The organism is Arthrobacter sp. MYb23 (genome assembly GCF_002979775.1).
Taxonomy (GTDB): Bacteria; Actinomycetota; Actinomycetes; order Actinomycetales; family Micrococcaceae; genus Arthrobacter.
Window position 1 is genome coordinate 15,109 of the sequence record NZ_PCPR01000006.1, and the last position, 23,060, is coordinate 38,168.

Annotated in this window: 21 protein-coding genes; 15 read left to right on the forward strand and 6 right to left on the reverse strand. The window is 62.2% G+C overall.

Annotation, left to right across the window (positions count from 1 at the left end):
- Positions 1 to 11: 11 nt before the first annotated feature.
- The 9 genes from gcvP to CQ020_RS08850 all read left to right on the forward strand — a co-directional run bounded on the left by gcvP (position 12) and on the right by CQ020_RS08850 (position 11,929).
- A complete protein-coding gene (gene gcvP / locus CQ020_RS08810; protein ID WP_105691510.1) occupies positions 12 to 2,858 on the forward strand; it encodes an aminomethyl-transferring glycine dehydrogenase in 2,847 nt (948 codons plus the stop codon).
- A 14-nt stretch (positions 2,859 to 2,872) separates the two neighbouring features.
- A complete protein-coding gene (gene gcvT, locus CQ020_RS08815) occupies positions 2,873 to 4,021 on the forward strand; it encodes a glycine cleavage system aminomethyltransferase GcvT (RefSeq protein ID WP_105691511.1) in 1,149 nt (382 codons plus the stop codon).
- Between the two features lie 379 nt (positions 4,022 to 4,400).
- Entirely contained in the window at positions 4,401 to 4,787 is a 387-nt protein-coding gene (gene gcvH / locus CQ020_RS08820) for a glycine cleavage system protein GcvH (RefSeq protein WP_105691512.1), read from the forward strand.
- A gap of 455 nt (positions 4,788 to 5,242) precedes the next feature.
- Complete coding sequence (locus CQ020_RS08825; RefSeq protein ID WP_105691513.1) at positions 5,243 to 6,655, forward strand: L-serine ammonia-lyase; 1,413 nt, start codon at positions 5,243 to 5,245, stop codon at positions 6,653 to 6,655.
- A gap of 45 nt (positions 6,656 to 6,700) precedes the next feature.
- The gene (locus tag CQ020_RS08830; protein ID WP_105691514.1) at positions 6,701 to 6,952 is read left to right on the forward strand and encodes a hypothetical protein; all 252 of its coding nucleotides are present in this window, start codon (positions 6,701 to 6,703) and stop codon (positions 6,950 to 6,952) included.
- A gap of 15 nt (positions 6,953 to 6,967) precedes the next feature.
- On the forward strand, positions 6,968 to 7,789 hold the full coding sequence (locus tag CQ020_RS08835; protein ID WP_105691515.1) for a DNA/RNA non-specific endonuclease: 822 nt from the start codon (positions 6,968 to 6,970) through the stop codon (positions 7,787 to 7,789).
- A 109-nt stretch (positions 7,790 to 7,898) separates the two neighbouring features.
- The gene (locus tag CQ020_RS08840) at positions 7,899 to 8,987 is read left to right on the forward strand and encodes a peptidoglycan bridge formation glycyltransferase FemA/FemB family protein (protein ID WP_105568124.1); all 1,089 of its coding nucleotides are present in this window, start codon (positions 7,899 to 7,901) and stop codon (positions 8,985 to 8,987) included.
- A gap of 110 nt (positions 8,988 to 9,097) precedes the next feature.
- Positions 9,098 to 10,414: a peptidoglycan bridge formation glycyltransferase FemA/FemB family protein gene (locus CQ020_RS08845; RefSeq protein ID WP_105691647.1), complete on the forward strand. Its 1,317-nt coding sequence runs from the start codon at positions 9,098 to 9,100 to the stop codon at positions 10,412 to 10,414.
- Between the two features lie 27 nt (positions 10,415 to 10,441).
- Positions 10,442 to 11,929, forward strand: coding sequence for a threonine/serine exporter ThrE family protein (locus CQ020_RS08850; protein WP_024819785.1), 1,488 nt, complete (start codon positions 10,442 to 10,444; stop codon positions 11,927 to 11,929).
- A gap of 68 nt (positions 11,930 to 11,997) precedes the next feature.
- Here the strand turns inward: CQ020_RS08850 and CQ020_RS08855 are convergent, their stop codons facing one another.
- Together CQ020_RS08855 and CQ020_RS08860 are read right to left on the reverse strand one after the other, a co-directional pair.
- Positions 11,998 to 12,837 carry a siderophore-interacting protein gene (locus tag CQ020_RS08855; RefSeq protein WP_105691516.1) on the reverse strand — a complete coding sequence of 280 codons (840 nt, stop codon included), beginning with the start codon at positions 12,835 to 12,837 and terminating at the stop codon, positions 11,998 to 12,000.
- Between the two features lie 69 nt (positions 12,838 to 12,906).
- On the reverse strand, positions 12,907 to 13,674 hold the full coding sequence (locus CQ020_RS08860) for a uracil-DNA glycosylase (RefSeq protein WP_105691517.1): 768 nt from the start codon (positions 13,672 to 13,674) through the stop codon (positions 12,907 to 12,909).
- 109 nt (positions 13,675 to 13,783) lie between these two features.
- Here CQ020_RS08860 and CQ020_RS08865 point away from each other — a divergent pair, with 109 nt between their 5' ends.
- The 5 genes from CQ020_RS08865 (at position 13,784) to CQ020_RS08885 (ending at position 18,533) form a co-directional block, all read left to right on the forward strand.
- Positions 13,784 to 14,119, forward strand: coding sequence for a DUF3263 domain-containing protein (locus tag CQ020_RS08865; protein WP_024819788.1), 336 nt, complete (start codon positions 13,784 to 13,786; stop codon positions 14,117 to 14,119).
- A gap of 49 nt (positions 14,120 to 14,168) precedes the next feature.
- Entirely contained in the window at positions 14,169 to 14,801 is a 633-nt protein-coding gene (locus CQ020_RS08870) for a LytR C-terminal domain-containing protein (RefSeq protein ID WP_105691518.1), read from the forward strand.
- A 172-nt stretch (positions 14,802 to 14,973) separates the two neighbouring features.
- Positions 14,974 to 15,177: a cold-shock protein gene (locus tag CQ020_RS08875; protein ID WP_011773737.1), complete on the forward strand. Its 204-nt coding sequence runs from the start codon at positions 14,974 to 14,976 to the stop codon at positions 15,175 to 15,177.
- Positions 15,178 to 15,531: 354 nt separating this feature from the next.
- Entirely contained in the window at positions 15,532 to 17,157 is a 1,626-nt protein-coding gene (gene groL / locus CQ020_RS08880; RefSeq protein ID WP_024819790.1) for a chaperonin GroEL, read from the forward strand.
- A 299-nt stretch (positions 17,158 to 17,456) separates the two neighbouring features.
- Entirely contained in the window at positions 17,457 to 18,533 is a 1,077-nt protein-coding gene (locus CQ020_RS08885) for a ribonuclease HI family protein (protein WP_105691519.1), read from the forward strand.
- A gap of 110 nt (positions 18,534 to 18,643) precedes the next feature.
- On the opposite strand, the gene CQ020_RS08890 is transcribed toward CQ020_RS08885, so the two are convergent.
- From CQ020_RS08890 to CQ020_RS08905, 4 genes are all read right to left on the reverse strand, one after another.
- On the reverse strand, positions 18,644 to 18,934 hold the full coding sequence (locus CQ020_RS08890; RefSeq protein WP_105691520.1) for a WXG100 family type VII secretion target: 291 nt from the start codon (positions 18,932 to 18,934) through the stop codon (positions 18,644 to 18,646).
- A gap of 139 nt (positions 18,935 to 19,073) precedes the next feature.
- Positions 19,074 to 20,537 (reverse strand): HAMP domain-containing sensor histidine kinase, encoded by a 1,464-nt coding sequence (locus CQ020_RS08895; RefSeq protein WP_105691521.1) that lies wholly within the window; start codon positions 20,535 to 20,537, stop codon positions 19,074 to 19,076.
- A 3-nt stretch (positions 20,538 to 20,540) separates the two neighbouring features.
- Entirely contained in the window at positions 20,541 to 21,251 is a 711-nt protein-coding gene (locus CQ020_RS08900; RefSeq protein ID WP_024819794.1) for a response regulator transcription factor, read from the reverse strand.
- Between the two features lie 95 nt (positions 21,252 to 21,346).
- A complete protein-coding gene (locus CQ020_RS08905) occupies positions 21,347 to 21,982 on the reverse strand; it encodes a LysE/ArgO family amino acid transporter (RefSeq protein WP_105691522.1) in 636 nt (211 codons plus the stop codon).
- Positions 21,983 to 22,050: 68 nt separating this feature from the next.
- Here CQ020_RS08905 and CQ020_RS08910 point away from each other — a divergent pair, with 68 nt between their 5' ends.
- Entirely contained in the window at positions 22,051 to 22,992 is a 942-nt protein-coding gene (locus tag CQ020_RS08910; RefSeq protein WP_105691523.1) for a LysR family transcriptional regulator ArgP, read from the forward strand.
- Positions 22,993 to 23,060 lie beyond the last annotated feature (68 nt).

A 23,060-nucleotide genomic window follows, 5' to 3' on the forward strand; every position in this document is an offset into this window, starting at 1 on the left:
GGAGTTCCTTCGTGACGGTTAGTTCTGCCTCCACCACCTTCGTCGATCGGCATATCGGCGCCCGCCGCCAGGCTGATATTGAGACCATGCTCAAGTCCGTCGGTTACGACACCGTCGATTCCCTGGTCGACACCGCCGTCCCGAACGATATCCGCCAGGACGTTGCCCTCACCCTGCAGAATGCGCTGAGCGAAGTTGAAGTTCTGGCTGAGCTGCGCAAGCTTGCGTCCAAGAACAAGACCGCTGTCCAGATGATCGGCCAGGGCTACTACGACACTGTGACGCCGCCGGTGATCCGCCGCAACATCCTCGAGTCCCCGGCCTGGTACACGGCATACACTCCCTACCAGCCGGAAATCTCCCAGGGCCGCCTCGAGGCTCTCCTGAACTTCCAGACCATGGTGCAGGACCTGGTTGGCCTGCCGATCGCCAACGCCTCCCTCCTGGATGAAGCAACGGCTGTGGCCGAAGCGGTGCTCATGATGCGCCGCGCCAACAAGAACAAGGCCGTCCAGGATGGCAAGACCGTTCTTGACGCCGACTGCCTGCCGCAGACCATCGCCATTGTGAGGGGCCGCGCCGAAGCTCTCGGCTTCGAAGTTGAGGTCGCTGACCTGTCGCTCGGGCTTCCGGAAGGTGCCATCAACGGCGTCGTCCTGCAGCAGCCGGGTGTCTCCGGCCGTGTATTCGACCACTCTGCCGTGATCGCTGACGCCAAGGAACGCGGCGCGCTGGTCACTGTGGCTGCCGACCTCCTCTCCCTCACCCTCATCACCCCTCCGGGTGAGCAGGGCGCGGACATCGCCGTTGGTTCCGCGCAGCGCTTGGGCGTCCCGCTGTTCTTCGGTGGCCCGCACGCTGCTTACATGGCAGTCCAGAAGGGTCTGGAGCGTTCCATGCCCGGCCGTCTGGTGGGCGTTTCCAAGGACGACGCCGGTGTCCCCGCCTACCGCTTGGCGCTGCAGACCCGTGAGCAGCACATCCGCCGCGAAAAGGCCACGTCCAACATCTGTACCGCGCAGGCGCTCCTGGCCATTGTTGCCTCGATGTACGCCGTTTACCACGGCCCCGAGGGCTTGAAGGCGATTGCGGAAACCGCCCACGGCCACGCCCGCACGCTCGCAGCGTCCCTGAAGGCCGCCGGCGTCGAGGTCCTCCACGGTTCCTTCTTCGACACCATCACCGTCCGCGTTCCCGGCAAGGCTGCTGAGATCGTCGCCGCGGCTGAGGCCAAGGGCATCAACCTCCGCGGCATCGACGCTGACACCGTGGGTATCTCGGTTGATGAGACCACAACCTCCGAGATTGTCGGTTGTGTCCTCGATGTCTTTGGTGCTTCGGTCACTGAAGCCGCTGACGGCCCTGCGCTTGAAGGTTCCGTTGAGCGTACGAGCGACTTCATGCAGCACCCCGTGTTCAACACCCACCGCTCCGAAACCCAGCTCCTGCGCTACATCCGCAAGCTCTCGGACCGTGACCTCGCGCTGGACCGCACCATGATCCCGCTGGGTTCCTGCACCATGAAGCTCAACGCCACCGCCGAGATGGAAGCCATCTCCTGGCCCGAGTTCGCCTCCATTCACCCGTTCGCTCCGGATTCCCAGACAGAGGGCTGGCGTGAACTCATCACCGACCTCGAAGCCCAGCTGACTGAGATCACCGGCTACGACCAAGTTTCCATCCAGCCCAACGCCGGTTCCCAGGGCGAGCTCGCCGGGCTTCTGGCCATCCGCGGCTACCACCGCTCCAACGGTGATGACCAGCGCAACGTCTGCCTCATCCCGGCTTCCGCCCATGGCACCAACGCAGCCTCGGCAGTGCTGGCCGGCATGAAGGTAGTAGTTGTAGCCACGGCTCCTGATGGAACCATCGACCATGTTGACCTCAAGAACAAGATCGAAGCCCACCGGGATGCGCTCTCGGCCATCATGATCACCTACCCGTCCACGCACGGTGTCTACGATGCTGACGTCCGCGAAGTGTGCGACGCTATCCACGAGGCCGGCGGCCAGGTCTACATCGACGGCGCCAACCTGAACGCACTCGTCGGACTCGCGCAGCCGGGCAAGTTCGGTGGCGACGTGTCCCACTTGAACCTGCACAAGACGTTCTGCATCCCGCACGGTGGCGGCGGACCCGGCGTTGGCCCGGTCGCGGCCAAGGCCCACCTCGCCCCGTTCATGCCCGGTGACGCAACGTCCTGGACTGAAGGCAACGACGTCCCGATTTCCGCATCCCGTTTCGGCTCCGCCGGTGTGCTGCCGATTTCCTGGGCCTATGTGAAGCTCATGGGCGGCCAGGGCCTCACCGAAGCCACCAAGTCCGCGCTGCTCGCTGCGAACTACATCGCTTCACGCCTCAACGAGCACTTCCCGGTTCTTTACACCGGCGAAGGCGGACTCGTGGCACACGAGTGCATCCTCGACCTCCGCGAGCTGACGGCCAAGACCGGCGTCACCGCTGAAGACGTCGCCAAGCGCCTCATCGACTTCGGCTTCCACGCACCCACCCTGGCTTTCCCGGTTGCCGGGACCCTCATGGTGGAGCCCACAGAATCCGAAGACCTCGTGGAGATCGACCGCTTCATTGAAGCCATGATCACCATCCGTGCCGAGATCGAGCAGGTGGCTCACGGTGATTTCTCCGTGCAGGATTCCCCGCTTCGCCGCGCACCTCACACGGCAGCCGCCGTCGTAACGTCTGATTGGGACCGCGCGTACCCGCGTGAGCAGGCCGCCTTCCCGGTCCACCACCTCAAGCAGGACAAGTACTTCCCGCCCGTTGGCCGGATCGATGGTGCAGCCGGAGACCGCAACTTGGTCTGCTCCTGCCCTCCGATCGAAGACTTCGAGAACTAGGACGGTCCGCAGAAATGACTGAGAACTACACAGCACTTTACGAAGAGCACAAGAAACTCGGTGCCTCCTTCACCGACTTCGGCGGCTGGCAGATGCCGCTCAAGTACTCGTCCGAGTTGGCCGAGCACCACGCCGTCCGCAAGTCCGCCGGCCTGTTCGATCTCTCCCACATGGGCGAAGTCTGGGTCAACGGTCCGGAAGCTGCCGCGTTCCTCGATTACGCCTTGGTGGGCAAGATCTCCGCCATGGCCATCGGCAAAGCCAAGTACTCGCTGATCTGCCAGGAAGACGGCGGCATCATCGATGACCTCATCGTCTACCGTCGCCCCTCTACCGAAGAAGGCGCCGACAAGTTCCTGGTGGTGCCCAACGCCGGCAACGCTGCGGTTGTAGCTGCGGCTCTTCTGGAGCGCGCGGCCGGCTTCGGCGTCGTTGTTGACGACGCGTCCGCTGACACCTCGCTGATTGCTGTCCAGGGCCCGCTTGCCGAAGCGATCCTGCTCCGTCTTGTGCCCGCCGAACAGCACGCACTGGTCACTGAACTCAAGTACTACGCGGCGGTTGATGTTCCGTTCACATTCGACGACGGCACCCAGGACCTGCTGCTGGCCCGCACGGGGTACACCGGAGAAGACGGCTTCGAGATCTTCGTAGCCAACGAGTCCGCAGCAGCTCTCTGGCAAGCAATCGCCGACGCAGCAGAAGAAGGCGAACTCACCCCCGCCGGCCTTGCTTGCCGCGACTCACTCCGCCTCGAAGCCGGCATGCCCCTCTACGGCAATGAACTCTCCCGCGAAGGCAACCCCTTCTCAGCAGGACTCGGACCCGTGGTGGCACTCTCCAAGGAAAGCGACTTCGTCGGCAAAGAGGCACTCACTGCCCTCAAAGCCGACGGCGCCGGCTCCACTAGCGGACGCAAACTCGTTGGCCTTAAAGGCCTGGGTCGCCGCGCCGGGCGTGGACACTACCCTGTCCTCAAAGACGGCGCAGTGATTGGCGAAGTCACGTCCGGTCAGCCCAGCCCCACGCTCGGCTACCCGGTAGCGTTGGCGTATGTCGACGTCGAACACTCAGAGCTGGGAACGGCGCTGGACATTGACCTCCGCGGTAAGAGCGAGCCGTTCGAAGTCGTCGCGCTGCCGTTCTACAAGCGCCAAAAGTAAGCCGGAGCCGTACCCGACGGGTCGCCCAAAAGCCCGTCGGGTCCTGCATCCTCCGCGGGCTCGGTCGCATTGGCGCCCGCTGAGCGGACGCGATGCTCCCTTGGACGCCCGCTTCCGGATACCGTACCCGAAGGGGCCCGCGTAGTTCCGAAGGTCTGACTCGCGTGGCCGTGCGGTGGGGGAGCGGATTCCGGAAGTGTGCGTCAAAGCGACGGAGTGGGCCCACACCGCCAGGGTTCCCTGACCGAGCTTGCGAGGTTAGGGCAGCGGTGGGGCGCAGCACGCGGAGGAATTCGGTGCCCCACGCCCGCGAATCAGCCACGCTCACGGCCCAGACACGACACAATTAGATGTAGCCACTACACGTAAAGGAAACAGAATGCCCAAAGTAGCGCCCGAACTTCAGTACTCCGACGAGCACGAGTGGGTTTCACGCGGAGACGGGAACTCCGTGTCCGTTGGTATCTCCGAGGTTGCCACCGACGCACTGGGTGACATTGTGTACGTTGACCTGCCCGAGGTTGGTTCTTCTGTGACTGCAGGCGAGACCTGCGGCGAAGTTGAGTCCACCAAATCCGTCTCTGACCTATACTCGCCGGTTACCGGTGAGGTCACCGAGATCAACGACGCCGTTGTTTCCGACCCCGCACTGATCAACAACGATCCCTACGGCGCTGGCTGGCTGTTCAAGGTTGCCGCCGAGTCCGAGGGCCCGCTGCTCTCGGCCGAGGAATACGCCTCCAAGAATGGCGGAGACCTCGCCTAAAGTCCGATCCCGAGCGGACATGGCCCGAGGGGCCGACATCCTCTGCGACCTCGGTCGCTTGGGCGCCCGCTGGGCGGACGCGAAGCTCCCTTAGACGGTCGCTGCCGGACGCCGGTCCCAAGGGGCCAGCATCCGGACGCCACGGGTAGCGCCAGTCCGATTCGGGGGTTGGCTGCGGGATGTGCCGTGCGCACGGCATGTCCGGCAGCTAAGCCCCGTTTTGGGCGACCGAGCCCGCGGAGGAGGTCGGCCCAACGGGCCCGAACTCTCGCAGGCAGCACCGGCCCACAAGGCGTAGCGTGGGATTGTAGAACTGAATAGTATTGCGACGCCGGGTTGCCGCCTTTGGGGGCCATCCGGCGTCGTGCTTCGGTCGCCTACCGCCACAAGCGGTGGAGGCCATCCGGCAGGACCATCTGCCGGACCGTTTCAAGCTGTATTAAGGGATCCCGACCATGGCTGTTGGTGTTTTCGATCTGTTCTCTGTGGGTATTGGTCCGTCGAGTTCTCATACTGTGGGGCCGATGCGTGCTGGGGCGGTGTTTGCTGGTGAGCTGAAGGACGCTGGTGTCCTGGGTTCGGTGGCGTCTTTGCGCGTTGATCTGTATGGGTCGTTGGCTGCGACGGGACGTGGCCACGGGACCATGACGGCTACGTTGCTGGGCTTGGAGGGGTACCACCCCGAGTTGATTCTGCCTGACGAGGTGGAGGAGCGGCTCGCGGCGATCGCGGAGACGGGTCTGCTGAACCTTGCTGGCGCTTCCGGCAAGGGCGTGGAGTTGCCGTATGCGGTGGAGGACATGGTTCTGCATCCGTTGACGGTGTTGCCGCGGCATACCAATGGGATGAAGTTTGCTGTCAGTGATGCTGAGGGGAACGTGCTGCGGGAGGCGACGTTCTTTTCGGTGGGTGGTGGGTTTATTGTCCGGGAGGGTGAGGAAGACGCGGCTCTTGAGGATCTTGAGGAGTCGAAGAAGGAGTTGCCGTTGCCGTTTAGGACGGCGGCGGAGTTGTTGGGCCGGTGCGCGTCCAAGGGGTTGGGGATCAGCGACATCATGTTCATCAATGAGCGGGCGTCCCGGTCTGAGGCGGAGATCCGTGAGGGTTTGTTGCATATTTGGTCGGTGATGGAGGCCTGTGTTGAGACCTCGTTGAAGCGTGAGGGTGTGTTGCCGGGTGGTTTGCGGGTTCGTCGTCGTGCACCTGATTGGTTGGAGCGGCTCCTGAAGGAGGACAAGGACCGGAACGATCCGAAGTATTGGCAGGAGTGGGTGAACCTGATCGCGTTGGCGGTCAATGAGGAGAACGCCACTGGTGGGCGGGTGGTGACGGCGCCGACGAATGGTGCGGCGGGGATTATTCCGGCGGTGTTGTATTACGCGTTGAACTACGCTCCGGGGATGGACAAGGCCACGCAGCAGGATCGCGATGATGTGGTGGTGAAGTTTTTGCTCGCGGCGGGTGCTGTGGGTGTGTTGTATAAGGAGCAGGCGTCCATTTCGGGTGCTGAGGTGGGGTGTCAGGGTGAGGTGGGGTCGGCGTCGTCGATGGCTGCTGCTGGGTTGGCTGAGGTGATGGGTGGTACGCCGGGTCAGGTGGAGAATGCTGCGGAGATCGCGATGGAGCATAATCTGGGGTTGACGTGTGATCCGATCGGGGGGTTGGTGCAGATTCCGTGTATTGAGCGGAATGCGATCGCGGCGGCGAAGGCGATTAATGCTACGAAGATGGCGTTGTGGGGTGATGGGACGCATCGGGTGTCGTTGGATGAGGTGATCGTGACGATGCGTGAGACGGGCAAGGACATGTCCACTAAGTACAAGGAAACCGCGATGGGCGGCCTGGCCGTCAACGTCGTCGAATGCTAAGCCCGGTAGGCTGATTCCTTCACAGCATGTCTCTTGGGGGAACACATGAATGATGAAGTAAATCCCATAATTCCCACGGCCTGGGAGGCCGCGGTAGTGGGAGCCGGGGCAGCCGCAGTTCTCCTGGTTGTGGCTGCCCTGATTCTGGTACTCAGCACGAAATCGTTCTCAACCGGAGTTCGGATTGCATTGGTGTTCCTGGCGTTTGTGGCTCCTGTCGCCGGACCACTGGTGGGCATTGTGTTGGCGCTTCTTGAGCGGCGAAAGGCCCGACGCCCTCTTACTGTCAGTCCCTGATGTCATGCTGTATCCATGAGCGGGGGATACAGCAGGGACTTTCTGCGGGCACGGCTTGAACTGCCCAGTCCGCAGGCAACGACGACACTTTTGGATTACACCCACTTCTCCGTGCGGTTCCGGGTTGCCCGGAAGCTCGCGGCCATTGTGGGGGTGAACATCAACGGCAAGGAACTGGTGCCCCTGGCCCGTGAGGGGTCATGGCATGTGGATGACAGAATCCCCCGGGAGCAGCAGGCTGGCCCGGACCTCTACAAGAACAATGCGTTTGATCGCGGCCACCTGGTCAGGCGCCTGGATCCGGTCTGGGGAGACGCAACAACGGCGAAGAAAGCCAACCAGGACACCTTTAGCTACACCAACGCGGCACCACAGATTGATGACTTCAATCAAGGCAAGGAACTGTGGGTAGGCCTCGAAGACCATGTTCTTGGCCACGCCGACGCTTATGACGCAAAGCTGAGCGTGTTCACGGGCCCGGTGTTCCTCGACGACGACCCCATATATCGGGGTGTTAAGATCCCTCGAAAGTTTTGGAAGATCGCGGCCTGGACCAACGACGCCAAGCTGGCCGCCGTCGGCTTCGTCCTGGACCAATCACCCATGCTGGGCAAAGTGGAGCTGAAGAAGGCGGTCAGCCAGCGACTCCTCGAAGGTGAGCCACCCCCACTGGGACCGTTCAGGACGTTCCAAGTACCTATTGGGCAGATTGCGGACTTGACCGGGCTCAGCCTCAGCAGGCTGATCAGCGCAGACCGCTTGGTGAGTGGACAGCTGGAATCTGGCGTGGCACTGAAGGCAATCAAACTGGAGAACACGGACCAGATCAAGCTCTAAGCCCCCGGTAAACCAGCAGAATCGGGCGATATCCACATACCCCGATAGACTTGGGGCTGCATGTCCGCATGCGCACTACGCTTTTGAACACTGCACCAAAACCCTGAGATTGGACACGGCCACCTTGCGAGAATTTACCGCCCGCTTTGCCACCGCCGAGGAAATCGATAACTGGGACAAGCACGTCACGGCGAATCCGAATGGCGGCAACATGCTTCAGTCGGACGCCTATGCCGCAGTCAAGGACGGCAACGGCTGGCTGGCGCGGAGGCTCGTCATCGAGACTCAGGAGTACTCCAGTTACAACCTGCTCTTGGAGAAGAAGTTCCCCATTCTGGGTCGGCTCTGGTACCTCATCAAGGGCCCGGACGTAGTGGATGTCAGCGACGTCCAGCCTGCCCTGAAGGCAGTAGCCACCCTGGCCCGTGAGAAGAAGATGAACGTCTTCACCATCAAAATCGAACCGGATGTGGTGGCTTCCGCTGAAGCCGCGGCACAGTTCAAAGCCGCCGGCCTGGTGAAGGCGCCCAACATTCAGTCGAACGACTCCACGGCCATCCTGGACATCTCGGCCCCGTCCAACGAGGTCCTGCGCAGTATTTCCTCACGTGCCCGTAACGCTGTCCGCAGGGCGGAGCGTGAGGGGTGCGGGGTCCTGGAGGCTGAGCCGGGCGAAGACAGCTACCGCAAGCTCTACGCCCTCATGCGGAACACCATGGACGCTAAAGGTGCCATGCCGCTGCGAAGCTACGACTACTACTCCAAGTTCTGGGAAGAGTTCTGCAGCCGAGGGCAGGGCCACTTCTTCTTCGTATATGAGGACGGCGCACCAAGTGTTGGTGCTTTCGTCATCAATTACGGCTCCAAAGCGACGTACAAGGATGGCGGTTCCACCCAGAACCGCAAGCAGTACGGGGACTCGCACTTGGCACAGTGGGCAGCAATCCAGCGCATGCAAGAGCTTGGATGTGTGGAGTACGACTTCTGCGGGACTCCGCCGGCAGCACACATCAAGGACAAAACCCACCCGCTGTATGGCCTGGGATCTTTCAAAACCAGCTTTACCAAGACCGTGACGGATTTCGTGGGCTGTTACGACCACGTGGTGGAGCCATTCCGCTACAAGCTGTGGATCAAAGGTGCTGAACGCATTTTCCGTCGACTCGAAACCATGCGTACCGGTGGTCAGTTCTACTGACGGCCACCCGCAGCCAGCAAGCCAACTTCAGGCCCGCCCCGGCCACCAACGGGTGCAATCTACTTTTAGGTGAGGAAATTTCTTTGACTCCGATTGAGGCTGGAACCGCCATGGATTTCGTGATTCTCAGTGACGCTGATTTCGAGACATTCGCCAAGGGACACCCGCAGGGCAGCTTTATTCAGTCCCTGGATCTCACGCGCTTCCAGCGCGCCCGTGGACAGGAAGTAGAGCTCTTCGGTGTGACTCGCGGCGGCAGCCTTATCGCTGCGGGAAAGCTCGTGTATACGTCCAACCGTGTGGGGTACAAGACCGCTGACTGCGCCAAGGGACCACTGATGGACTACAGCGACCCCGCAGTGGTTCGCTTCGTCGTCGAGCAGTTGAAGAAGCACGCGGCCTCGAAGAAGGCTGCCGAGCTGCGTATCTCACCCAACATCCGGTACATCGCACGGGACGAAGAAGGCGCCGAGCACCCCGAGGTTGAGGACAACCGACCGTTGCTGAAGGAGCTCGAAGGCCTGGGCTTCAAGCACCAGGGCTTCGACATGAACTTCGCCAACATCAACTGGATGTTCATCAAGCAGCTCGACGGGATCGCTGATTCTGAAGAGCTCATCATGGGTATGAACTACCGCACCCGCAAGGCCATCCGTAAAGCCGAGAAGAACGGCGTCTACCTGGAACAGGCCACGCTGGAAACGCTGGATGACTTCTACAACGCGCTCAGCACCGCCGGAGACGAGAAGGGCTTCACGTACCGCGAACGTGAGTACTACGAGCAACTCCTCCGGAACACCTCCGATGAGTTCACCAAGCTCATGATGGCCAAGATCAACATTCCTGAGTACCGGGCCTCCATCACGGAACGCCTGGACGCCGAATCCAAAACCCTGGCGGATCTGAAGCGCGAGGTCGAGGAGACCGGCAGCAAAAAGAAGGCCAACCGCGTCAAAGTGGTCCAGGACCTCGTGGACAGTTACGAGCGCAGCCTCAAGGACATTGAACGTTTCCCGGATTCCGTGGGTGTCGCCACCGTGGCAGCCATTCACTTTGCGTGCTCCGGAGACGAACTGGTGTGCGTCATCGGCGGTACCGTGCAGGACTACATCTACTTCAACGGTGCCACCTCCCTGTACTGGGGCATGATGTTGCACGCCTTGAACAACGGCTACTCGCGCTACAACTTCTACGGCACCTTCGGCATCCAAGGCCAGGATGAGACCGGCCACGGCGGATACGAATTCAAGAAGGGCTTCGGCGGCGAGGTAGTTCAGTTGGTGGGCGATTTCGCAGCACCCGTGAACCCCGTCATTTTCCACGGGTACCGCACGGTCAGGAAGCTCGCAGGGGCCGCCCAGACAATTCTGGGACGATTGCCCCTTGAGAAATTGCCGGTAGTAGGAAAATTTCGGAGGAATCGCTAATCACACAAGCCAAGGGAGGATCACCGCGTGACTGAACGCCCCGACGGGTCCGCCAACAGGCCCCATACCGACGGGTTGCCCAAAACCCAGCCGTTGCGGCCGTCCCAGGTCCGGCAGAACGTTAATGCCAAACGCATGCTGATGCGTCTGGTTCAAGGCGACAGCCCGCCCACCGCACCCATGAACATCGTGGACCGGTTGGCCGGAAGTCCCTATGCCAACCCCACCATTCAAGTGGTGGGTGTGGACGCCTCGGCTCGCAAGACCATTGACTTCGCCCTGCATCTGGCTGAAGTCATGTTCCGCTACGGTGCAGGCGCCCTTGAGGTTGAAACCAGCATGATTGCGGTCACAGCAGCCCTTGGCCTGAAGAATGTTGAAGTGGACATCACCAACCAGTCGGTGGCCATCAACTACGCGCCGAAGGATCAAACTCCCATCACGCTGCTGCGTGTGGTGCGTTCCTGGACCAACAACTACGCCGGCCTTGCTCAGGTGCATCAGCTGGTCACGGATATCGTGGCCGGGGGAGTGGGCCGCGATGAAGCCGTGCGCAGGTTGAACGAGATCATCCGAAGCGCCAAACCGTTTCCCCGGTGGATGGTCACCATAGCGTTCGGTATTTTCTCGGCGGTATTTGTGGGCGTACTGGGTGGGGGACTGGGCGCGTCGGCGGTTGCCTTCTGCTCCAATATCCTGATCAGCCTGCTCTCACGGCAGCTCGCACGGTGGCGCACAGCGGACTTCTTCAACACCATGGCGTGCGCGTTCCTGGTTACCTTTATTGCCCTGATGCTGCGATGGGCGGGTGTGGACATTGCTCCTTCCATTGTGGTTGCCGGCGGAATCCTGCTGCTGCTGCCAACGGGTCGACTTGTCTCGTCTGTTCAAGACGCGATCAACGGCTTCCCAGTAACGGCGGCGGGCCGCTTTCTTTCCACAGCGCTGACGTTCGGTGCGATCGTGGCAGGTATCGGCGTTGCCGTCGTCGTGGGAACGCTCATGGGCAGCGCCGTCCTGGATGTCACGCAGACCTTCCCCGACGCGTACCCCCTCTGGATCCAGGCATTCCTTATCGCTGTCGCGGTGGTGGCCATCGGCGTCACCGAGCAGACTCAAATGCGGTTGCTGGTCCCGACGGCGGCAGTGGGCATAGTGGGCTTCTTCGTCTTGTGGGGGGTTGGCCAAGCCGGCCTCGGCGACCGTTTGTCCCCGGCTGTCGCTGCAGTGGTCATCGGCTTGTTGGGCCGCGTGGTGGCGCTCAAACTCGGGGCGCCGCAGCTTGTCGTGGCTGTTCCCGCCGCGCTGATCCTGCTGCCCGGACTGACGATCTTCCGTTCTATGTACGCCCTCACGGTTGAAGGGGGCAACATCTTGCTCGGCGCCGGAGGCATGCTCAACGCCGGCGCCATTGTGCTGGGAGTGGCGGCGGGCATTGTGCTGGGCGACAACCTGGCCAGGCCGCTCACGAAGGGGCTGTCCAGCAATGAACGGCGCCGGGTACGCAGGCGTTAACCACAAAAGCCGAACGGCGCTGCCTTGAGGCGGCGCCGTTCGGCTTTAAGAATGGATCTGGACTGAATCTAGATCTGACCGACGGGGAGCTTCTTCTCAGCCTGGAAGACTTCCTCTACGCGACCTTGCGCCCAGTATCCGGAGAGCGATACCTGCGAACGTTCCAAGCCGCGCTGCACGAAGAAGATCTCACGGAGTCCCTTCATGTAGCCCCGCTCGCCGTGGGCGAAGACATCCACGCGTCCGGGCAGCCATTCGGTGTTCCGTAGTGCCTCAAGAAGCAGGTCGCTGGACCCCGCTTGAACGCCATTGCGGAGCAGCCAGTGCAGTTCCACGCCAGCGGGCGCGGAAATCGGAAGAATGTCGTCCTCGTTATCCACTTCAAGGAAGACAGTGCCACGGGCATCGGCAGCAAGTGCCTCAACACAGGCCGCGATGGCAGGTATGGCGGCGTCGTCACCGGCGAACAAGTACCAATCCGCGTCAGGTGCCGGGTTGTAGGCGCCGCCCGGACCCGTGAAGATCATGGAGTCGCCGGGCTTCGCGGCGGCAGCCCACGGGCCGGCAAGCCCTTCGTCGCCGTGGACCACAAAGTCGATGGCCAGTTCCTGAGCTTCCAAGTCCACCCAGCGGATGGTGTAGGTCCGGGTGTGGGGCCACTGCTCGCGGGGCATGGTGTCGCGGGTGACCCACAAATCCAGCGGGAGTTCGTACTCGACGCCGGGTTGGGGAAAAACGATCTTGACGTAGCGGTCCACAAATTCGTTGTTCGCGTAGTCGCTGAATCCGGGTCCTCCGGCCACGATCCGCACCATGTGCGGGGACAGGCGCTCGTTGCGCAGGACGGTCAGGTTGACCTGCGGACGGGTTTTGCGTGAAGCGGACGAAGTGACGGGGAGTGCAGTCATGTAGGTAAGCCTAAGCTAATTACCTGCGCGCCCGCTGAGTATGAGGCGAAGGTTACAACCGTCGTGACATTACAGAACAGGCAATTCCCAATTGACGGGCTCCGCGCCCAGACCCATGAGAAGTTCGTTGGTCCGACTGAAGGGCTTCGAGCCGAAGAAGCCCCGCGACGCCGAGAGCGGGCTTGGATGGACCGAGACAATCGAGGGCGCACCGCCCAGCAGGGGCACGACGCCCTCGGCGTCCTTGCCCCACAGGACCGCAACCAGCGGGCTCCGGCGCCCCGCGCCATCGGTCCGGCTGGCGACGGCGGTGACGGCCGCCGTCGTGATGGCCTCCCACCCCTTGCCGCGGTGGGAGCCGGCTTTTCCCGCTTCGACGCTGAGGACGCGGTTCAGGAGCAGGACGCCCTGTTCGGTCCAGGCGCTGAGATCGCCGTGCACCCGGGGTGGCAGTCCGAGGTCGTCGTGGAGTTCGCGGTAGATGTTTGCGAGGCTTCGCGGGATGGGGCGCGTTGGGCGGGAAACCGCGAAGGAGAGTCCGACTGCGTGGCCCGGCGTGGGGTACGGGTCCTGGCCGAGAATCAAGACCTTGACGTCTGCCAGCGGCTGTTTGAAGGCGCGCAGCAGGTTCTTGGCCGCAGGAAGAACCTGAGCCCCGCTGGAGGATTGGCTGGACACGAAGCTCAGAGTTTCACGGAGTTGGCCTTCCACCGGACGTAGTGCGTCCGCCCAGTCGGGAGCCACCAGCTCTTCGAGCGGCAGCTCACAGAGCGCGGCGAAGCCCGGGTGGGCCGCGTCGGCAGGTTCAAGATCAAAGAGTGCATCCTCGCCAGTCACCGCACCATTGTCTCCCGCGCGGCGTTGGCCTGCCGAATGACAGCGTTGTTATTCGCCCGTAACATGGGGGTAGGACATTTACCCCCAACAAGCGTCGAAGGAGTGTGCCGTGGCAGAACCAGCACCGGAACCGATGGCGTCGCAGGCTACAGGTTTCGCGCTCGAGGACCTCGCGGCCGAGACCCGCAGTGACTCTCCGTTGAGCGAGCGGGACCAGCAGATGCTGGCGCTGGAACGGCAGTGGTGGAAGTATGCCGGGGCCAAGGAACAGGCTATCCGTGAGCTGTTCGACCTCTCCGCCACACACTATTATCAGATCCTGAACGCTCTGATCGATACCGAGGACGCGTTGGCCCACGATCCCATGCTCGTCAAGAGACTGCGTAGACTACGTACGTCCCGCCAGCGTGCGAGGACTGCACGTCGCCTGGGGTCCGACGCGTAAATCGCCAGGCAGATCTGTCAGCAGCAACCAGCAAGGACACGGCTTCACCATGACCAAATATGCCAAGGACGAATTCGATCAGGTTCCGCAGAACACGTCCCGCCAGGGCGTTCATCGAGACGCCCAAGAGACCCCGCGCCCCACTCTGTGGCCGGTCCTGACAGTTGGGGCAGTGGCCTTGGTGCTCGGACTGGTGGCCTTCCTGATCCTCCCCAACCTTGGCCTCGTAGCGCCGGGCGCTGCATCAAACGTCACGACGCCGGCACCCCAGCAGACATCGACGGCACCGTCAGCTGCACCAACTGAATCCAGTAGCGCGCCCTCCGTTTCCAGCGAACCCAGCAGCGAACCCAGTGCCGAACCAACGCCATCGGAATCTCCTTCAGCGACTCCTTCCTCGGCTCCTGTGGACAAGACCACTCCGGTAGCTGTGTACAACGGCGCTGGAACCGCCGGCTTGGCCGGGCGCGTGGCAGGTCTCGTTCAGGGTGACGGCTGGGCGTTGAGCACGGTTGGTAACTGGGGCGGACTGCCGCAGCAGACGTCCGTGATCTTCTACAACGCTCCCGCGCAAAAGGCGAACGCCGAGGCCCTGGGAACCTTGCTGGGCATTCAAACCATTGTGGAAACGCCTGAGGTCCAACAGCCGCTGGTGGTTGTGGCCGGCCCGGGCTTCCAGTAAGGATCACGCCCGATCTAGGGCGTCAAAGCTCCAACTCGGTTAAGCCTCAATAACAAAAGCGGTGCCCTGCCCCTCCGCGGCAGCGCGGTGATGGTGACAGTGGTTACAGTGGATTGATTCCGGTACGGAGATCCCGGCAACCGGTCTTGGCTACTGCGAAAGTGTGGGCATCATGGCTTTGGGAACCGTTAAATGGTTCAACGCCGAAAAAGGCTACGGCTTCATCACTGTGGATGAATCCGGCGACGACGTCTTTGTGCATTGGTCCGCCATCCAGATGGATGGCTTCCGCGCCCTCGAAGAAGGCCAGCGCGTTGAGTTCGAACTGGGGGAGGGCCAGAAGGGTCCGCAAGCCGAAGGTGTCCGCGTCGCATAGTTTGGGGTCGCGCTGTTCGAGGTCGCGCAGATCGAACGCGACCTTCACACCTCTTCCCGTCAGCCCATGGCTGAAACCACTTTGTTTATAGCGCAAAGTGCAATCTCTGCTTGCACTCTCCCCGGCCGAGTGCTAATTATTGATTTAGCACTCCTACGGTTCGACTGCTAAGTCCGGCCCGGTTAACCCCGGCGGCGGACAGGTAGTGAACCCGCGGAGGATCAAGAAACACCTTGGTGGGGTGAGGTTCGGAGCGCGGGGCATACATAGGCCGCAAGCAAAGAACCGTCCGTCGCGGGCACCCCATCTGACAGGTACCTTCTTAACGACTGTCCCGAAAGGACTACCGCCGTTATGGCCAAGATCATTGCATTTGATGAAGAGGCACGCCGCGGCCTCGAGCGGGGCCTGAACATCCTCGCCGACGCCGTCAAGGTCACCCTCGGCCCGCGTGGACGCAACGTCGTCCTCGAAAAGAAGTGGGGCGCCCCCACGATCACCAACGATGGTGTTTCCATCGCCAAGGAGATCGAGCTGGACGATCCTTACGAGAAGATCGGTGCAGAACTGGTCAAGGAAGTTGCCAAGAAGACGGATGACGTCGCTGGCGACGGTACTACCACTGCAACCGTTCTCGCCCAGGCACTGGTGAAGGAAGGCCTGCGCAACGTAGCCGCCGGTGCCGATCCGCTGTCCCTCAAGCGCGGCATCGAGAAGGCTGTTGAGGCAGTCATCAGCGAACTGCTGGCCTCCGCCAAGGAGATCGAGACCAAGGAAGAGATCGCAGCTACGGCTTCCATCTCCGCCGGTGACCCGGAAATCGGCAGCCTCATCGCCGAAGCCCTGGACAAGGTGGGCAAGGAAGGCGTCATCACGGTCGAGGAATCCAACACCTTTGGCCTGGAGCTCGAACTCACCGAAGGCATGCGCTTCGACAAGGGTTACATCTCCGCTTACTTCGTCACCGACGCAGAGCGCCAGGAAACGGTCCTCGAAGACCCGTACATCCTGATCGTCAACTCCAAGATCTCCAACGTGAAGGAACTCGTCACGGTTCTGGAGAAGGTCATGCAGTCCAACAAGCCGCTGCTGATCATCGCCGAAGACATCGAGGGCGAGGCCCTGGCCACCCTGATCGTCAACAAGATCCGTGGCACCTTCAAGTCCGTTGCCGTCAAGGCTCCGGGCTTCGGTGACCGCCGCAAGGCACAGCTGGCCGACATCGCCATCCTCACCGGTGGCCAGGTCATCTCCGAAGAAGTTGGCCTCAAGCTCGAAAACGCTGGCCTGGAACTCCTCGGCACCGCCCGCAAGGTTGTTGTCACCAAGGACGAGACCACCATCGTTGAAGGTGCCGGCGACGCCGAGCAGATCGCAGGCCGTGTGGCCCAGATCCGCGCCGAGATCGAAAACTCCGACTCCGACTACGACCGCGAGAAGCTGCAGGAACGCCTGGCCAAACTGGCCGGCGGCGTTGCAGTCATCAAGGCCGGTGCCGCAACCGAAGTTGAGCTCAAGGAACGCAAGCACCGCATTGAGGACGCAGTCCGCAACGCAAAGGCTGCTGTTGAAGAAGGCATCGTTGCCGGTGGCGGCGTAGCCCTCATCCAGGCAGGCGCCAAGGCATTCGCCAACCTCAACCTTGAGGGTGACGAAGCAACCGGTGCCAACATCGTCAAGGTTGCCATTGACGCACCGCTGAAGCAGATCGCTTTCAACGCTGGCCTCGAGCCGGGCGTTGTGGTGGACAAGGTTCGCGGCCTGCCTTCGGGCCACGGCCTGAACGCTGCCACGGGCGTCTACGAAGACCTTCTGGCTGCCGGCGTCAACGACCCCGTAAAGGTCACCCGCTCGGCTCTCCAGAACGCTGCTTCCATCGCTGGTCTCTTCCTGACCACCGAGGCCGTAGTTGCCGACAAGCCCGAGAAGAACGCTCCGGCTGCCGGCGGCGACGACATGGGCGGCATGGGCGGCTTCTAAGCCTCCCGGCTGTAGCGATACAGCGCCGGGCCTGCGCTGGAATAGCCTTGCGCTAGACCAGCATTGCCCTGAACAGCATGACGACGGCGGTCCCCATCATTTGGTGGGGGCCGCCGTTTTGCGTCGGCACCCTTGGCTCCCGCAGCCTTGGCTCCGGCACCCTTGGCTCGACACCTTGGCTCCGGCACCCAAGTAGGTAGCAGCAGATGCCCTTTTGAGCGCTCAAAACGGCATCTACTGCTACTTAGTTGGGGGCTAGCACGGTTTTAGTGTCGGTGGGGTCTGGCAGGATTAACCCCATGACGATTATTGCTGCCGCCGATGGGTCCGCCCTCGGTAATCCTGGGCCGGCCGGTTGGGCCTGGTACGTTGATGACTCCTGTTGGCGAGCAGGGGGTTGGCCGCACGGTACCAACAACCAGGGTGAATTGATGGCCGTCCTGGACCTGTTCCGGTCCACGGCCCACGTGCCACAAGAAGAGCTGCGGATCCTCTGCGACAGCCAGTACGTCATTAACTGCATCACCAAGTGGATGCCAGGATGGAAGCGGAAGGGCTGGCGAAAGGCCGACGGGAAGCCCGTGCTGAACGTGGACCTCCTCAAAGAGATCGACCAAGCGATCGTTGGCCGTAAATACACCTTCGAATGGGTCAAGGGCCATGCCGGTCATCCCCTCAACGAAGCCGCGGACGAGCGCGCCCGAGCCGTTGCTACGGCCTACCAGCAGGGCGTCGCCCACCGGTCCGGCCCCGGATTCCCTGGAGCCCAGGAGCAGGGCAAAGCACCGGAGCAGGGCAAGGCACCGGAGCTTGGCAAAGCACCAGAACAAGTGAGGTCTCAGCAGGAGACTGTCCCAGTCCCCGTCCCTGCCAGCGCCGGTGCTGGCGTCGCCTCCGTGAGAGCTGGTTCTGCACCCCTTAAGGCTGACCGCAGTCCCCGGCCGCATTTTGAGCCCACGCTGTTTGGCGAGTCTGGCATCTTTGGCCAAGCCGACCTCTTCAGCGAGCTGGAGGACGACGCTTCTGCACAGCAATTGTCGGCGGAGGACACCGTTTTGGCGTTGGAGCGGGAACTGCTCCGTCCGGATGTGAGGGCGGACATTGGCAGGATCGGTGTGCTGCTCCACCCGGACTTCGCGGAGATCGGCAGTTCTGGAAGGTTCTGGACGCGGGACGCCATGATGGTGGCCTTGGAAGAGGACCCCGGCGAACCGACCGAACTGGAACTGCTCAGCGCTGACCGGCTGAGTGAGAATACCATCTTGCTGAATTACCGCAGCTTCGCGCACACAGGCTCTGCGCTCCGCAGCTCTGTCTGGATGCTGGACCGCGGCCAATGGAGGCTCCGGTTCCACCAGGGGACTGTTGAGGGCTAAACCCCTGAGAGTTGGGCCGGAGAGAAATTTGTGACCTGCGGGGCCGGCTGTACAGGGGGAAGACAGCCGACCCCGCAGGAGTTCATCGGGGAAGACCCGGTTAGGGGCAGCTAGTAGGTGAAGCGCTGGGTGTTGCCCTGCTCCACTTCCGAATAGGTGGTGGCGGCTGAGGACAAGGCCATGGTGATGGACGCCAGGGAGGCCTCAACCTTGCTCTGGGTGAGGGACCACTCCATCACAAGCGCCTGGAAATTTGTGGCAGCTGTTCCCCGCCAGGTCGCCTCGAGTTCCTCCAGGCCGCGCCTCATGGTCAGGACATCGGAACTGATGCGATCAACAGTTCCCTTGACGTTGGCTGACTTGAGCTGGAGCAATTCGGTATCGACGGAGATGACGCTCATGGGTGATGCCTTTCGACGAAGATGTTCCGCTTGTTGCGGGGGATGCGTGGCTACATCCTTGAGCCTAGGCAGCCGCCCGCAAGCGCAGAACAGGCGTTCGTCGCTATGTGGATAACGGAGCTATGTGGATAAGGGCCCCCTATGTGGACAACAGCTCAGCTGACTCCTGGTGGAACGGGAGGCTGACCACCAACGTGGCACCCCCGCCGTCGGTCTCGGCAACCTGGACCGTACCGCCATGCGAGCCCACAATCGCAGCCACAATCGCGAGCCCAAGGCCGCTGCCACCGGTTTCCCTGGTCCGTGAGGTGTCCGCGCGGTAGAAGCGCTCAAAGATCTTGTTGGTTTCGGCCTCAGGAATGCCCGGCCCGTGATCGCGGATCTCAATGATTGAAACGGAGCCGGCAGGTGTTGTTCGAACACCGACAGCCAGTTCTATGGGGCTGCCCTCGGGGGTGTACCTCAGCGCATTTCCCACCAGGTTCCCAATGACTTGCCTGAGCTTGGCTTCGTCGCCCTGGACCGGCGCTGCAGTGGGGGAAGCGCCGTCGAGACCTGTGAGCGTAATGGTCCGGTCTCCGGAGGAGGCCTTCGTATCAACGACAGCGTCATGGGCAAGGAGCTGCAGATCCACCGGCTTGAGCTGCAGCGGCCGCTGCTCGTCGAGCCGGGCAAGCATCAACAGGTCCTCCACCATGGATCCCATGCGCTTGGCTTCGCTTTCGATCCTGCCCATCGCCATGGCCACGTCATCCTTGGTGGCCAAGGCTCCGTGACGATAAAGCTCGGAGAAGCCGCGGATGGTCACCAAGGGTGTCCGCAGCTCATGGGAGGCATCGGCTGCGAAGCGTCGCATACGCCCTTCGGACGCCGCGCGGGCAGCAAAAGAAGCCTCGATGTGGGCAAGCATGGCATTGAGGGAACCGCCAAGCCGGCCAACCTCGGTGTGGGGGTTATCCACTTCCACACGGCGGGACAGATCGCCGGCCGCGATTGCCGCAGCGGTCTTTTCCACTTTGGCGAGCGGGCGGAATGACCGCGCCACAGTCCAGGTGGCGATGAAGAACGCCAGGACCAGAGTCAACAGGCCAACGCCTACCACCACCAAGACGGCATGCTCCATCACTTTGTCCACGGGAGTGAGCGGCAGCCCGATGATCACTACCCCATTTTGGCCGTTGGCCGTGACCCCAATGGCCACCACGCGCCAGTTGGTACCGGCAGTGCCTTTGACTTGGAAGGGGGAGTTGCCACGGAGCTTGGCTTCAGCTGCGGTGATGTTGGTGATCGCCGGGCGATCATTCTGACTGCCGCCGAAGGGATAAGGGTCCAGACCGGGTACATACAGCGTCAGCGAGTAGTCCGTGGGCACGGCGGTGTCGGTAGGAGCCGAGGGGTTGGGCTGGGCCAGCTTGTCAAAGGACTGCTGATCCTGGGCCAAGGCGACGGCGGCCTTGAGTTTGTCATCCACCTGGCCTTGCAGGTAACTCTTGACGAGCGTGAGCGTTCCCGCGCCCGTGGCCGTCAGGGCAAGCAGGAGCAGGCCCATGATGATGGCGACAAGCTGAGACCTCAGGGACGCCGATTTCCAGCGAAGCAGCAAGGGTCAGCGCTTCTCTGCCGTTCGCAGCACGTAGCCCACGCCGCGCTTGGTCTGAATGAGGGCTGCGGCATCGGGATCGATGTCCACCTTGCGTCGCAGGTAGGAGATGTAGGACTCCACGATCGAGGCGTCGCCGTTGAAGTCGTACTCCCAAACGTGGTCAAGGATCTGGGCCTTGGAAAGGACGCGGTTGGGATTGAGCATGAGGTAGCGCAGGAGCTTGAATTCGGTGGGGGACAGCTCGATCACTGTGCCGCCGCGGCGGACCTCATGGGCGTCGTCGTCGAGTTCAAGATCGTCAACGCGGATCACGGCGTCATCGTCCTCCAGCGGCTGCGTGCGGCGAAGGACCGCGCGGATGCGTGCCACCACTTCGTCGAGGCTGAAGGGTTTGGTGACGTAGTCGTCGCCCCCGACGGTGAGGCCGGTGACTTTGTCTTCGGTATCGTCCTTCGCCGTTAGGAAGAGGACGGGGAAGTGCTTCCCGGCAGCGCGGAGGCGCCGGGTCACCGTGAACCCGTCCATGTCCGGCAGCATGACATCCAGGACCGCAAGGTCCGGGGAGTGGAGATCGGCCGCTGCGAGGGCTTCGCGACCGTTGGCGGCCGCAACGACCTCGAAGCCTGCAAATCGCAGCGACGTGGACAGCAGCTCGCGGATATTTGGCTCGTCGTCGACAACGAGAAGCTTGGCTTCAGGACCGTTCTTTTTCATGACACCCATGATGCTCCCAGAAACTGGGAGTTTTCTGGACGCCGCATGGGAGCCCCCTGCGTGGCTGAAGCCGCACAAGCGGCTGGAGCAGCACACTAAGCCCCCAGCGCCAACCCCACCCCCAGCGCGCCCATGGTCAGAGCGATCCCGCCGTCCAGGAATCGCCAGGACAGGGGCCGGGCAAAGAATCCTCGGAGGAAACGCGCACCGAACCCCAAAGAGCAGAACCACAGGATGCTGCCCAGCATGGCGCCGGCCCCGAACCACCATTGCAGTTGGGTGCCCTGGGCGCTGGCTATCGAGCCAAGAAGGGCTATGTCCAGGTAGACGTGCGGGTTGAGCCAGGTCAGGGCGAGCACGGTTGTGACGGCAGCAGCGACACCGCGCTTCGCGCCGCCGTCGTTAGCTCCTCCTTCACTTGTTGTCAGCGACTGCGGGCGGAGGGCGCGCCGGGCTGCCATGATGCCGTACGTCACCAGGAATGCGGCGCCCACGTAGCGAAGAACGACGACGGCGGCAGGGGCTGCCGTCATGAGCGCGCCGGTGCCAAGCACACCGGCCGCGATCAGTATGGCGTCGGACAAGGCGCATACCGCGACGATGGGCACGATGTGCTCGCCCCGGATTCCTTGGCGGAGTACGAAAGCGTTCTGGGCTCCGATGGCGACGATAAGCGCAAGGCCTGTGGCCATGCCGAGGCCAGCGGATTGGAGGAAATCAGTAAAGTTCACTCTTCGAAAGTATGGTCACGCGGACATTTAGACCAGCTAAAGATTCTCATGCTGCATAAGATCTTCTTATGCCACAATTTCCATCCGATCAGCTCCTCACCTTCGCCACGGTCCTCTCAGAGGGGACACTGGATGCTGCCGCGCGCCTCCTCCACATCACGCCGTCGGCGGTCTCCCAACGGCTGAAGGCGCTCGAGCAGTCGGCGGGAAGGGTCCTGCTTCAACGCAGCAACCCCGCCCAAGCCACCGAGGCGGGCGAAGTGGTGCTTCGCTTGGCGAGGCAGGTGGCACAACTGGAAGCCGACGCCGGACGGGAACTGGGGCTGGATACGGACCGGGCGCAGTTGGCCGTGCCCATTGTGGTCAACGCGGATTCACTGGCGGTGTGGTTCCTCCAAGCGTTGGCCCAGGTGCCCGGTGACCTCAATGTCACCTTCGACCTCCACCGGGATGACGAACAGCACTCCACGTCGTTGCTTCGTTCCGGCACGGTCATGGCAGCCGTGACGGCAACTCCCGAGCCCGTGCAAGGATGCCGCGTAGAGAGTCTGGGGGTGATGCGATACCGCGCGGTTGCCGCACCGCAGTTCACGGAGCGGTGGTTCCCTGGACTGCAAGAGGGCTTGGACTCACAAAGGGCTCTGCGCGGGGCCACACTCAACGCGGCGACCACCGTGGATTTCGACCGCAAGGACACCTATCAGTGGGCCTTCGTGCAGGCGGCGTTCACAGCTGAGGGCGAACCGGTCCCGGACCGGAAAGGTCCCAGACACTACGTCCCGGCCTCCCAGGACTTCGGCGACGCGATCCGATTAGGCCTCGGCTGGGGCCTGATCCCGGAAGTCCAATGCGGACCCGAAATCGCCGACCACCGGCTGATCGAGCTCGCCCCCGATCGTCCCTTCGACGTGCCGCTGTACTGGCAGCGATGGAAGACCGCATCCACGGTGTTGGACGTTCTCAGCGATACGGTCCGCGAGGTTTCGGGGCTGTATTTAAGGAGACCCTGAGTATCTGAGGAAGCACTGAATCTTTGAAATCCCAACACGCCTGCGGATGCTTCCAATAATGTCAGTGC

Coding starts and splice junctions, on each gene's coding strand:
- CQ020_RS08845 (WP_105691647.1), top strand. CDS start 9,098: ATGGATTTCGTGATTCTCAGTGACGCTGATTTCGAGACATTCGCCAAG.
- CQ020_RS08855 (WP_105691516.1), bottom strand. CDS start 12,837: ATGACTGCACTCCCCGTCACTTCGTCCGCTTCACGCAAAACCCGTCCG.
- CQ020_RS08910 (WP_105691523.1), top strand. CDS start 22,051: ATGCCACAATTTCCATCCGATCAGCTCCTCACCTTCGCCACGGTCCTC.
- CQ020_RS08870 (WP_105691518.1), top strand. CDS start 14,169: ATGACCAAATATGCCAAGGACGAATTCGATCAGGTTCCGCAGAACACG.
- groL (WP_024819790.1), top strand. CDS start 15,532: ATGGCCAAGATCATTGCATTTGATGAAGAGGCACGCCGCGGCCTCGAG.
- CQ020_RS08885 (WP_105691519.1), top strand. CDS start 17,457: ATGACGATTATTGCTGCCGCCGATGGGTCCGCCCTCGGTAATCCTGGG.
- gcvH (WP_105691512.1), top strand. CDS start 4,401: ATGCCCAAAGTAGCGCCCGAACTTCAGTACTCCGACGAGCACGAGTGG.
- CQ020_RS08835 (WP_105691515.1), top strand. CDS start 6,968: ATGAGCGGGGGATACAGCAGGGACTTTCTGCGGGCACGGCTTGAACTG.
- gcvT (WP_105691511.1), top strand. CDS start 2,873: ATGACTGAGAACTACACAGCACTTTACGAAGAGCACAAGAAACTCGGT.
- CQ020_RS08890 (WP_105691520.1), bottom strand. CDS start 18,934: ATGAGCGTCATCTCCGTCGATACCGAATTGCTCCAGCTCAAGTCAGCC.
- CQ020_RS08900 (WP_024819794.1), bottom strand. CDS start 21,251: ATGAAAAAGAACGGTCCTGAAGCCAAGCTTCTCGTTGTCGACGACGAG.
- CQ020_RS08825 (WP_105691513.1), top strand. CDS start 5,243: ATGGCTGTTGGTGTTTTCGATCTGTTCTCTGTGGGTATTGGTCCGTCG.
- CQ020_RS08830 (WP_105691514.1), top strand. CDS start 6,701: ATGAATGATGAAGTAAATCCCATAATTCCCACGGCCTGGGAGGCCGCG.
- CQ020_RS08875 (WP_011773737.1), top strand. CDS start 14,974: ATGGCTTTGGGAACCGTTAAATGGTTCAACGCCGAAAAAGGCTACGGC.